This is a genomic window from Aneurinibacillus tyrosinisolvens, from assembly GCF_001015055.1.
Taxonomy (GTDB): Bacteria; Bacillota; Bacilli; order Aneurinibacillales; family Aneurinibacillaceae; genus Aneurinibacillus_A; species Aneurinibacillus_A tyrosinisolvens.
Map to the genome: position 1 here is coordinate 1 of NZ_BBWZ01000076.1, position 11,588 is coordinate 11,588.

Annotated in this window: 12 protein-coding genes, 3 tRNA genes and 1 other RNA gene; 14 read left to right on the plus strand and 2 right to left on the minus strand. The window is 46.8% G+C overall.

Annotated features, from left to right (window positions below; translation table 11 throughout):
• Positions 1-224 precede the first annotated feature (224 nt).
• Positions 225-764: a DUF2062 domain-containing protein gene (locus tag MBEAL2_RS27425; RefSeq protein WP_047155385.1), complete on the minus strand. Its 540-nt coding sequence runs from the start codon at positions 762-764 to the stop codon at positions 225-227.
• Between the two features lie 268 nt (positions 765-1,032).
• On the opposite strand from MBEAL2_RS27425, the gene namA reads away from it, so the two are divergent.
• The 4 genes from namA to MBEAL2_RS27445 all read left to right on the plus strand — a co-directional run bounded on the left by namA (position 1,033) and on the right by MBEAL2_RS27445 (position 3,878).
• The gene (gene namA / locus MBEAL2_RS27430; protein WP_047155386.1) at positions 1,033-2,052 is read left to right on the plus strand and encodes an NADPH dehydrogenase NamA; all 1,020 of its coding nucleotides are present in this window, start codon (positions 1,033-1,035) and stop codon (positions 2,050-2,052) included.
• A 75-nt stretch (positions 2,053-2,127) separates the two neighbouring features.
• A complete protein-coding gene (locus tag MBEAL2_RS27435) occupies positions 2,128-2,523 on the plus strand; it encodes an ATP-binding protein (RefSeq protein ID WP_047155387.1) in 396 nt (131 codons plus the stop codon).
• A 19-nt stretch (positions 2,524-2,542) separates the two neighbouring features.
• Entirely contained in the window at positions 2,543-3,589 is a 1,047-nt protein-coding gene (locus MBEAL2_RS33375; protein ID WP_236693040.1) for a YkvA family protein, read from the plus strand.
• Between the two features lie 10 nt (positions 3,590-3,599).
• On the plus strand, positions 3,600-3,878 hold the full coding sequence (locus MBEAL2_RS27445; protein WP_047155388.1) for a hypothetical protein: 279 nt from the start codon (positions 3,600-3,602) through the stop codon (positions 3,876-3,878).
• 36 nt (positions 3,879-3,914) lie between these two features.
• On the opposite strand, the gene MBEAL2_RS27450 is transcribed toward MBEAL2_RS27445, so the two are convergent.
• On the minus strand, positions 3,915-4,412 hold the full coding sequence (locus tag MBEAL2_RS27450; RefSeq protein WP_047155389.1) for an N-acetyltransferase: 498 nt from the start codon (positions 4,410-4,412) through the stop codon (positions 3,915-3,917).
• A 295-nt stretch (positions 4,413-4,707) separates the two neighbouring features.
• Between MBEAL2_RS27450 and MBEAL2_RS27455 the strand changes: the two genes are divergently transcribed.
• The 10 genes from MBEAL2_RS27455 (at position 4,708) to MBEAL2_RS27495 (ending at position 11,293) form a co-directional block, all read left to right on the plus strand.
• Positions 4,708-5,286, plus strand: coding sequence for a hypothetical protein (locus tag MBEAL2_RS27455; protein ID WP_047155390.1), 579 nt, complete (start codon positions 4,708-4,710; stop codon positions 5,284-5,286).
• Positions 5,283-5,639: a hypothetical protein gene (locus MBEAL2_RS27460; RefSeq protein WP_047155391.1), complete on the plus strand. Its 357-nt coding sequence runs from the start codon at positions 5,283-5,285 to the stop codon at positions 5,637-5,639. Before MBEAL2_RS27455 ends, MBEAL2_RS27460 begins: the two co-directional genes overlap by 4 nt.
• Positions 5,640-5,665: 26 nt before the next feature.
• Positions 5,666-5,950 carry a hypothetical protein gene (locus MBEAL2_RS27465; protein WP_047155392.1) on the plus strand — a complete coding sequence of 95 codons (285 nt, stop codon included), beginning with the start codon at positions 5,666-5,668 and terminating at the stop codon, positions 5,948-5,950.
• Between the two features lie 164 nt (positions 5,951-6,114).
• A tRNA-Arg gene (locus MBEAL2_RS27470) sits at positions 6,115-6,191 on the plus strand.
• A gap of 6 nt (positions 6,192-6,197) precedes the next feature.
• Positions 6,198-6,273 (plus strand) — tRNA-Lys (locus MBEAL2_RS27475).
• 88 nt (positions 6,274-6,361) lie between these two features.
• Positions 6,362-6,448 (plus strand) — tRNA-Leu (locus MBEAL2_RS27480).
• 236 nt (positions 6,449-6,684) lie between these two features.
• Positions 6,685-7,068, plus strand: an RNA gene (gene rnpB, locus MBEAL2_RS30820) — RNase P RNA component class B.
• 89 nt (positions 7,069-7,157) lie between these two features.
• Positions 7,158-7,466 (plus strand): iron-sulfur cluster biosynthesis family protein, encoded by a 309-nt coding sequence (locus tag MBEAL2_RS27485; protein ID WP_047155393.1) that lies wholly within the window; start codon positions 7,158-7,160, stop codon positions 7,464-7,466.
• An 18-nt stretch (positions 7,467-7,484) separates the two neighbouring features.
• Complete coding sequence (locus MBEAL2_RS27490; RefSeq protein ID WP_052948066.1) at positions 7,485-9,848, plus strand: AAA family ATPase; 2,364 nt, start codon at positions 7,485-7,487, stop codon at positions 9,846-9,848.
• A 14-nt stretch (positions 9,849-9,862) separates the two neighbouring features.
• Positions 9,863-11,293 (plus strand): sigma-54 interaction domain-containing protein, encoded by a 1,431-nt coding sequence (locus MBEAL2_RS27495; protein WP_082130234.1) that lies wholly within the window; start codon positions 9,863-9,865, stop codon positions 11,291-11,293.
• The last annotated feature ends 295 nt before the right edge of the window (positions 11,294-11,588 follow it).

The following is an 11,588-nucleotide window of genomic DNA, read 5'->3' on the forward strand; positions in this document are numbered from 1 at the left end:
ACACAATTTATGATATTGCTTAATTAAAGCAATAAACTGCCTTACCAATCAGCTTACATGTGCATGCTCTACAACAAAGGGCTGTTACCCATTCTCTAGCTAGACGAATGGGTAACAGCCCTTTGTTGTAAAAATATTCATAATATCACTTTATACACGCTTATATATTTCATTTCTTAAAAATTGATGTTTCCCGGCAATGTTTTTTTGATCATTATATCGTATTAAACCTCTTCCATATCAATCTTTAGCAAACGTGATTTCTGTTCCTGACGCAGACGTATCCGTTTTTCTTTCCCTTTACGGTATGCTGAAAGAGCAAGGTATACGAGTACGTAGCTGAGCGAAGCAACAATGCATCCATTCACAAAGCTGCCTGTTAAATAAGCAAGGCCCTTTTGCCCCACCAACTGGAGGAAGAAGGATTGCGTCGCTTCTGAATGAGCCGCCGGCCCCGTCTCTTTCCCGATAATAAATTCGCCGACACTATAGTTGAGAACAAAGAACAATGGCAAAAAAATTTTGCCCATCAAGAATCCAATCAATGCGACGCTGAAAACGCCGCGAAAGAGCTTAATAAGCGGAAACAAAAGAAGGAAAGCGAGGCCCACCGTTGGTAATGTTATAAACTCGATCGCCATCCCTATCGCAAAGCTGCGCGCAATAATGCTCGTAGCTCCCTGGCTGCGTATGAGCTGGTAATAATTCTTTTTCATCTTTCTCCACAGACCTTGAAAGAACGTGTAGGATTTCTTATTCTTCATTTTATTTCCCTTCAAATTTCATCAATCCTTTTTATGGAAAAACATCAAAGATTTGTTGGTTTATCTTAGGGTATCCTTTATACATAAGTATACTAATGATTGGGCACGTGAACAAATAAATCAAACAATGGGCAACATATGTTTACAACCAATTTGATTATACTTACTATTATAGTCGAAAAGAGAATGAAAATGTTAGTTAATCTTGTTTTGTTTTGCACAATTATGCGTAAATAATGGTTGAACGAGAAAAAGGAGGAAATATACCATGTCTATTTTTACACCATTTACTTTAAAAAACGTGACATTAAAAAATCGGATCGTAATGTCACCGATGTGCATGTATTCAGCTGAAAACGATGGAAAGCCTACCGAATGGCATTATATCCATTACGGCACCCGCGCCGCCGGCGGAGTTGGGCTGGTTATCCTCGAGTCGACCGCAGTCGAAAGCAGGGGAAGAATTACCGAGCATGATCTCGGCCTATGGGAGGACGGACAGATTGAGCCGCTGCGCCGCATTATCTCCTTCGTAAAGGGACAGGGAGCCAAAATAGGCGTACAGCTTGGCCATGCAGGCCGCAAGGCAGTCATTAACGGACCGATTGTAGCCCCCAGCCCGATTCCGTTTGATGAGAATTCGAAGGTCCCTCAGGAATTAACGGAAGGGGACATTGAGAAAATCCTGCAAGCGTGGCAGCAGGCTGCCAGAAGAGCCAGGGAAGCGGGCTTTGACATTATCGAAATCCATGGCGCGCATGGCTATCTAATCAACCAGTTTCTGTCGCCGCTTTCCAACAAGCGCGAGGACAAGTATGGCGGCAGCCTGGAAGCAAGATGCTTATTTTTAAAGCAGGCAATCGAAGCTGTAAAGAAAGAGTGGCCGCAGGAAAACCCGCTCTTTTTGCGCCTCTCCGTTGTGGATCACGCGGAAGGCGGCCTTACACTGGAGGATAGCATTCAAATTTCAAAGATAGCAAAAGAAGCCGGGGTTGATCTGATTGACTGCTCGTCCGGCGCTATTCTCCCGGTGCCGCCGAAAAAAATATTTCCAGGGTATCAGGTTCCGTATGCCGAAGCGATCCGCAAAGAGGCAGGCATAGCGACCGGTGCTGTTGGACTCATCGATGATCCGGACATGGCTGCTGAAATTATAGGGAATGAGCGGGCGGATCTTGTTTTCCTGGCACGGGCCCTGCTAAGAAACCCTTACTGGATGCTCCAGGCGCAAAAACAGCGAAAGAAGGAGTATACAGGGCCTGTGCAATACGAACGGGGATTTAAGTAAGGATTTCATTTTCTATTAGGTGCAAAAGGGGTAAAATATAGAAAAGGAAGCACAATCTACAGGGAGAGTAAATGAATGATTCAACTGGCCATTGAAACGGAAGAGGATATCATTATAGCAGCCACGTTCGGAAAGTCTGTGGCGCGCGATATGGGGTTTTCTATCGTAGATCAGACTAAGATTGCGGTGAGCATCTCAGAATTGACACGAAACGTGATTAACTATGGAATACGGGGAATGATCCGGTTTAAAACAAGTGAAAAATGCCTTGAAATTGTCGTGAAAGATGAGGGTCCAGGAATTAAAAATATTGCTGAGGCCATGAAAGACGGCGTCACAACGGGAAACGGGCTTGGCCTTGGGCTATCCGGTACCCGAAGACTTATGGACGACTTTCATATTGAAAGTGCTCTAGGTGCGGGAACAAAAATTACGATAAAGAAATGGCTGGAAGAAGACAATAACCCGTAAAGGAAGGAGCCGGTAAGCCGTGAAGTTATCTGAGCAAATGATAAATACAGCGATCCTTCCGCGACTCAATCAATTATTACCTGAGGATATTCACTTAAACAACCTGAGGATCCGGGAAGGATACATGGTACTTGAAGCGCAAATCCGCTCTCGGGGAGAATGGCTCTCCGCATTTTACAGTATGGAAATCGAACGCTTTTGTTTTGATAAGTCGGGACGGTATATCACACTAACGTACAGCGAGGATGTCCGGCAGGGTGATGTGCCGTTTGCCCGTAAATTCCTCCATGAAACGGAAACGTTTTTGAACAGAAACATTGCCGGAAAAACAATGCTGATGAATGTGCTTAAAGACAGGCATGAAATATTCGTGTCGGAGAATCGGATTACAATTCAGCTTAACGGGCTTGTTACAATGTATCCTGTGCTGCAGGAAGTGTCTGCCGGTACGATTAAGCTCGAGGAGAACGGAATGTTCATTGAGGTTACGGGACCGCCGGAGCTATCATTGGAAACGATGGAGTTTGATTGGATGGAGCCGATTTCCGAACCGGAGGAAGGGTTCTCCTTTGACAACAGCGGAGAGCCATCCAGCGGCGAACTCGTTCGCATTGAGCGCGAACATGAGCGCTTCTATGATCGGCTGCGGGCGAAAATAGAACGTTACTTACGCGAAAAGATGGGGGATGGAAAAACGGAACAGCTTGCTCCCTACTTATTGCTCGCTCCGGATTTGTTTGTCCTGCTTGCCCGGTTGATTAAAGACCCGCGTGTACCGGCAAAATCCAAGTCTATTGTTTTGCTGGCCGTTGTTTATTATATAACCCCGCTGGATATTATTCCGGAACTGCTAATTGGTCCGGTCGGCTTTATAGATGACATCATCCTGTCGGTGATCGCGCTAAACAAAATTCTTGGAGACGTGGATGAGTCGATTATTAACGAGCATTGGAACGGAGACGAGAACATCTTAAGCGTCATAAAGGATGTGCTTGGAAAGGCGGACACTCTTGTTGGTTCAAGCAGGCTGCAAATGATTAAAAATGTATTTAAAAACAAGAGGTAGGCGGCTGCCGATGAAGGATTATGGAGAAATCGATGTAAAAAGGTTTACGTATAAGCGTGGGGAAACATCCTATGAGATTTTGGCAGGGAATGTTCCTGCGTCCATGGTACTAAACATACCGGCGGGCACCAAGCTTATTATGGTCCGCCATCCTTTTCGGGGAATCGGTTTATTTCCGGCCGGCATAACACTAAATGAAGTAAAGAGCCAGTTTCCTGTGGAAGGTGAACAAGCACAGGAACTGGCCCTTATCCTGGCGGAGATTTTATATGAGCTCCAGTCTGTATGAGAAAGGAAGGCGGGAAAACTGCCTTCCTTTCTTAATTTATATCGTTGGGAGGGCCGCAGGAGCAAGCTCCTTAATCATCGCGATTTCATCGCAACTCGGAAACTTCGAGCAATTTATACAGTCCTTCCATACTTTATGGGGGAGGGTTTCTTTTTGGACGACGCGAAAGGCGCACTTCTCAAAGAAATCTTTCTGATAGGTGAGCGACATAACGCGTTTTAATCCTAACTCCTGCGCCTCGTCAAGCAGATGGGTCACGAGTTTTTTACCAAGGCCTTTGCCTTTCGCTTTCTCAGAAATAGCGAGAGAGCGTATTTCCGCAAGGTCTTCCCACAAAATATGGAGCCCTCCTACGCCAACGACCGTACCTTCAGGTGAAACCGCCCCCGTACTATCAACAACGACAGAAAAGCAGTGCAGGGTTTCACAGAGTGACAATTTTGAGCGGGGCAGCATGAGCCCTTGCGCCGCATATTCGTTAATAAGTTCCATCATACCGTCAAGATCGATTATTTTTGCTTTCCTAATCATCATAAAGCGTTCCTCCCATAAAATCCCGTTATGCATATTTATATATTTTATAATATAAATATACAAAATATTTATTTGTATGTCTAGGATATGCTTCGCCCTTTTGTATTTTTATAATGTTGTACAGCTCTCATGCCTAACGTCCCAGGATTTGCTTAAATGGAGCGGAAAATCGATGGGATTCACGGGAAACAACAGAGTAAGTAGGAAAAAGGGACAAAACGTAAATTTTGCGCCCCGCACTCCGGCAGATCATGGTATCATAGACTTCATAGGACATAGGTAAAGGAGTCTTGGAATGAGTGAGTTAGTCTATACGTCCAGCAGCATGCTGAAAATGGTATTTCGTTCAGGAGAGCGTTCTCTTTCAAGGCAGGAAGTAGAGAGTCGTTTGCAGAATACATATAGTACAAGCCTGATGAAGATGAATGTGCTGCCTGAGAGAGTAATCGAGGAGGCAATGGCGGACGAGCAGTCGCCTTTCCATATTGGAGGATCGCACGCAGTTATTGAGATGGAGACAACTGTACGTGATCACATTGCAGAGGAACTTGTCCGTTATTTGCTGGAAAACAAGGGGCCATTAACAACGGACCAATGCTTAAAGAAGCTGCGCCGCCACAACGTAGTTCCTATAGTTACGCACAGAACAAGCTACCCCTCTACAAAGATCCGCGCTTTGTCCAATTCCATGGTTCTGATCTTTGGTACTTATCCAGATGGCACATTGCGAATGACAGGCTGTATTCGGTTCTGGTGGAAAAAGGACTTAAGCAAATACCGCTATCACAGCTGTACATTATTTTGGAACACGAACTTGGTATGTCCCGCAGAGAATATGCATTCGCCCCTGAGGGGGATTCGCGGTTTAAGGTGATTGACGGGCTTGTACTCGTTGCATATGGGGAACAACTGCCTGAACTTGAGCAAAGCCCTGTGCAGTTAAACGAAGAAGAAAATCAAACAGAACAATCAAACTTAGGGAAAGAGGAGGTTGCCGTCACCATGGCAAACGAGTTAAAAACAGCAAGCGTACTTGAAGATGTGCTTCGTAACGTTCAGGATTCAACGGAGAAGCTCGAACAGCGAATCCGTGAGATGGAAGAGGAAGTGCTTGAGCACTTCAAAGAAAACGACATGACCGCCATTTCCAAACTGGTTGAGGAAAAAGAAAAAGGGGAATCCATTGTAGCCGCCCTGTCTAAGGTAGCTGAACTGGTAAACCAATAATTCAATAAACAAGGATGGCAGTGTAGATGGAAGCAATACAAGGTCTCGACTCATTGGAACGTCGATTTGAACGCTTGAGGCAGGTTGTAAGCTATAAACGTCTTCAGCTTCAATGGATAGAAGAGGACGTGCGCGCATGTTTTCAAGAAAATGATATGGCGGGCATAGCAGAACTGGCCCGTGAGAAGGATCTTATACTTGCCTGGATTTCTAACATGGAATCATTCATTGCCAAGTGGGAGAAGTACTGGCAGCAAAATGATACAGCATCTGGCTGGCTGTCCGCAGGAATTCAAGTGTATAACGTGTAGCAAAGAGGCGAAAAGGTGGCCAAGCCTTTTCGTCTTTTTAGTTATTCCCGCCGGTGCCTGTTTTTACTTTTCCATAAATTTCATTCGTATTCATTTCAAAAAGGTATTGCATACTGTTAGTGAAATGTGATATTATTATTTCTGTCGCCGCGTTGGTAAACAATGTCCCAGTAGCTCAGTTGGATAGAGCAACGGCCTTCTAAGCCGTGTGTCGGGAGTTCGAATCTCTTCTGGGACGCCAGACAGCGAGCCATTAGCTCAGTTGGTAGAGCACCTGACTTTTAATCAGGGTGTCACTGGTTCGAGTCCAGTATGGCTCACCATTTAAGTGGAAAGCATACCATGATTAAGGGCGAAAATTTGTGCCTTTCATCACTTTGGACTCTCACCAGAGAGGAAGTAACAAGTTATGCGGGTGTGGCGGAATCGGCAGACGCGCTAGATTCAGGTTCTAGTGGTGGCAACACCGTGGGGGTTCAAGTCCCTTCATCCGCACCATTAATTGTCATTCTAACTACGTCGAATTACTTCCTGCTAGAATGACATCAGTAGTACCCGTAAGGGTGCACCATATGTGTTCATCTGTACGACGTCGAATAAGCTTCCTTGTTCAGATGAAATCAGTAGTATCTGCGAAGACAGATGCACCATTAACTTCCCAGATGAAATTAGTATCTGCAGGGTGTATAATGAGTATGTACTAACTAACCAATGCGAATAATTTTTAACGTAAGAAGTGTGGGTAGTCGCTATTCATCTCGAATGAATAGAGGAAAGTCCAGGCTCGCCCGGACTGAGATGTCCGGAGTGTTTGCGCCTATCGCAAGGTAGGGCAGTCGGGTTAACCGGCTGACGGCGGTGAAATCAGCTACGTTCTTCCGAATATGCTGAGAATAGCCTGAAAGTGCCACAGTGACGAAGCTCTGCTGGAAACGGCAGAGGTGGAACGAGGTAAACCCCGTAAGCGAGCAACCCAAATTTAGGTAGGGGCACTATCCGGTGGGAAATGAACCGAAAGGATAGACAGATGAAATGTCTGTAGATAGATGACTATCGCTTCCATGTACCAGGCTGGCCGCCGTTATGAGTACGGGAAGTACAAAACCTGGCTTACAGCACTTCTTACGGCCATATATACTTACAAACCAAGGAACCGTTCCATCTTATGGGACGGTTTTTTCTACATTAACGGCACAGGGGTGTTGGCATGGGAAGCATTGCGTTTACATTGACGCCGGAAGCGGCACAGGCATACAAAAAATATGCCGGATTCAACGAAGGTGAAATTTACAGGCTGTATACACGGACGAGCGGGCCGGGAACCGGCGGGCTTTTCTATGCGCTGGAAAAATCCGGGCAGGATGAAGTGCAGGAGGAGGACGCGGTTTTTCAAGTGGAAGGCATCTGCTTCTTCATTCGTCCCGCTGATTTCTGGTACTTCAATGGCGGGACATTGTCACATGATCGCTATATGGGGGAATACGGATTTGAATTTCGCAATCCTTTGTTGGACTAGAGGAGGGCAAACTACGCGATGAATCGTTTTATGCAGTTTGACGAATGGACAGAAAGTGTTCAAAGGCTTGATAAGCAAATAGAAAGTGATTTTAAGTCGGGTGAGGCGCAGGCGGCAGAACTATTCGCGCAGCTTTCCTTCTGGAAGAAAAGCATCGAGCAAAGCCATCTCGCTCGGTGGGAAGCCATGCTCTACACATGCATGGGCACTATTCATTATAAGAACGATCCGCACGGGCAGGCAGCAGGGAGCTGGCTGCGCCAGGCTATTCAGCTTGAGCCTGAACAGCCGAAAGCATGGCTTTACCTGGGCAGGGTTATTTTACATGAGTTGTCCTCTCTTTTTGCGGGCATTACTATGGAATCGATACGTCAGGTTGACCCGACAGAACATAAGAAGAAAAAAATATTGGAAATACAGCACACGGTCCAGCGAATGGTAACGGATACATTGGAGCGGGGAAAAGAACGGCTGGAAGAAGGGAAGCACGCACAGCGGCACACCGGAAGTCCATCCGATTTATGGGGCGAAGCAGAGCGCTTGCTGGAAATGCTGCCGCCCTTGCTGCATGAACTGGAAGATGCTTGCATCCTGTTTACCCGCTCAGTAAGCGGGCTGTATGTATCAGAGGAATTGGTCGCCGCCGTAAATGGGGGAATCAAAGAAGTGGAGGCTGTCATCAGGCAATGGAATGAATGCTTTTCCAGCTTTCGGCAGCTAAAAACAGAAACACCGTCTGCCCTAACCCGGCTGGATTCATTAATCGGGATGTCAGATATAAAGAAACGGATTCGCGATCTGTACCATTTCCTGCTTTACTTATCCACTCGCCAGGAAAAAGGGCTGCATATGCGTGATAGCGTAAGCCTTCATGCCGTCATTACAGGGAATCCGGGGACCGGAAAAACGACCGTTGCCCGGCTGCTGGCTGAGATTTACCACGAATTAAACATACTGGAGCATGCAAAAATAGTAGAAGTAGATCGTTCCCACCTGGTTGGATCGTACATTGGCCATACGGAGCAAAAAGTAATGGAAGCGGTTGAGCGGGCCGTCGGCGGCGTACTGTTTATCGACGAAGCATACAGCCTCAAGCGGGGAGGAAGCGCGGAGAACGACTTCGGGCAGGTTGCCATCGATACGCTCGTTGCCGCAATGACAGGGAGTGAATATGCGGGTAAATTCGCGGTTGTCCTCGCAGGATATCCGGAAGAAATGAGGCTGTTTCTGCAGGCCAATCCGGGACTTAGGAGCCGGTTCCCGGAGAACGGGCATTTCCACCTGCCTGATTTTACAACAGAGGAACTCATTGGGATCGGCAGGCAGGTGGCACGCAACAATGATTTTATTTTAACGGAGGGCGCAATTCGTTCTATGGAACACCGAATTGAATGGGAGCGGGTGGACCGGACATTCGGCAATGCAAGAACGGTGAAAAATATTGTGCTCGAAGCCGTCATTGCAAAAGGAAGGAAGCTATCGGAAGGGGCTTCGCTTGCTCCGGATGAGTTTTCGATTCTGTATGAGGAGGACTTTCACCAGGAGCAGCCGGCAGTAAAGCCTGCGGTTGAACGCCTGGAGGCGCTTGTCGGCCTGCAGGATATAAAAGAGGAAATTCGCATGCTATTCGCCTTTCTGACGATCCAGCAGGAGCGCAAAGCGTTCGGGCTGCCTGTTGTCCCGCTCCAGCTGCACGCAGTTTTCTCCGGAAACCCGGGCACGGGAAAAACGACCGTTGCCGAAATTTATGCTTCCATTGCGAAGGAAGCCGGCATGTTAAAGCGCGGGCATCTCGTCACGGCAAGCCGTTCCGACCTTGTCGGCGAATATGTGGGACAAACCGCTATCAAGACGAGAAGAAAGATTGCGGAAGCGCTGGGCGGGGTTCTTTTCATCGATGAGGCGCATTCTCTGCTTGCGGGAAGTCCAGGTGACTATGGCGCGGAGGCCATCGATACACTGGTTGAGGAAATGACGCGGCACAATGAAAACCTGGCGGTTATTTTCGCCGGGTATCCAGATTTAATCGGGCGCCTGCTTGATTCCAATCCGGGTCTGCGGTCCCGATTTAAGAAGTTCTTTCATTTCCCGGATTATTCAGCGGATCAATTAACGGAGGTTGCTGAACATTATGCGCACGAACTCGGGTATATCCTTTCGTCTGATGCGGCCCAGCAGCTGCAAATGAAATTTGCTGAACAACAGGGCAATGACGGCAATGCACGCCTGGCCCGCAGTGTGATTGAGAATGCCGTTCAGTTCCAGGCGAAGCGCTTGCTGGATACAGAGCAGAAAACATTCACTGCGGAGCAGCTGACACAAATCGAAGTTGAGGATATTTTGTCCGGTTCTTCCTTTTCCTGTTATAATATAACCGAGTAAAAGGGGGAATGGTGATGATTATCCATCGAAACGGATGGGTTCACCGCTTGATTAAAGAGCTGGCCGGACGCGCGCGGGAAGTAAAGCTGGAAAAGGATATGCTGCAAACCATTCTCGACCATGCATATGAAGGGGTTCTCATCGTTGATGTGAATGGCTACATTCTAATGGCTAATCAGATCTATGCCGATTTTTTGGAAAAAGGCTTAAATGAATTGATTGGTAAGCATGTAACAGATGTGATTGAGAATACGAGAATGCATATTGTCGGGCAAACGGGCAAGCCTGAAATCGCCCAGATTCAGAAAATAAACGGGCACGAAATGATTGCCAGCCGGATTCCAGTTTTCAATGAGGATAAGGTTGTCGCCGTTGTTGGTACAGTTATGTTCCAGGAAGTGGATGATCTATTCGCGCTGTCAAAAAAAGTGGAAAATTTAAGAAAAGAGCTTAATTATTATAAAGACGAACTCATAAAAAGAATGGGAGCCAAGTACTCCTTTGACACGATTCTTGGGACGAGCGGGGAACTGGAAAGGGTCAAATCCCTGGCGAAACGGGTAGCGAAAAGCGATACAACCATTTTGTTAAAGGGAGAAAGCGGGACGGGAAAAGAGCTGTTCGCCCATGCAATTCACAGAGAAAGCTACCGGGGAGGCGGCCCGCTGATTAAAGTCAACTGCGCTGCTATTCCTGAAACCCTCCTTGAATCCGAACTGTTTGGGTATAAGGAAGGTTCCTTCACCGGGGCGAAGAAATCCGGTAAGAAAGGGAAGTTCGCTCTGGCGAATGGCGGGACTATTTTTCTGGATGAAATTAGCGAAATGCCGCTGATGATGCAGGTAAAGCTCCTGCGTGTGCTGCAGGAAAAGGAGATTGAGCCGATCGGGGCAGAAACTCCGGAACCGGTCGATGTAAGAATCATTGCCGCGACAAACAAAGATTTGCTTGAACTCGTTGAGCAGGGGAAATTCCGCCATGATCTTTATTACAGGCTGAACGTTGTAACGCTCGATATTCCGGCTCTTCACGAGCGGGGAGGCGATCTTTCCCTGCTTATCTCCTTTTTTCTTGAAAAGCTTCAAAAGGAAACAGGAATCCAGGCAAAAGGAATCACCAGAGAAGCGGAGGAAATTCTCCAGGTGTACCGCTGGCCCGGCAATATTCGTGAACTGCGCAACGTCCTGGAAAGAGCCCTCTATGTGAAAACGGAGGATATGATTAGCAAAGAGGATCTCCCTCTTGCCGTTATCGAATCAGTAAGGCGTGAAGGGGACCATTCTTCTGCTTCCACATTAAAGCAGGCAGTGGAGCGGGCGGAGGAAAAGGCGATACGGCAGGCGATACGAGAGGAAAAAGGGGACAGGCTGGCGGCGGCGCGCAGGCTGGGCATCAGCAAATCAACTTTATATGCCAAAATGGTTCGTTATTCCATTGATGACTAACAGCGGCGGATATGCTGCTGTTTTTTGTTGAAAGTAACCTCCAGTGGACATTAAAAAAGATGACCTGAGTTAAAAGAAAAGCCAGTACTTTCCTGTCAACCCTCGATATACCACATTTCCCATTCTTTCTATTCTTACAATTTTGTATTTCTGTATGTAAAATGTAAAAGGCACGAAGCTAGATGTTTCGCCATAAAAACATTTACAGAAAGAATGAGGGGATTTTTTACATCATGTCAGTCAGCAAACGTCTTTATTTTTCTTTTTTAGTTACGCTTATTATTACAACGTTGTT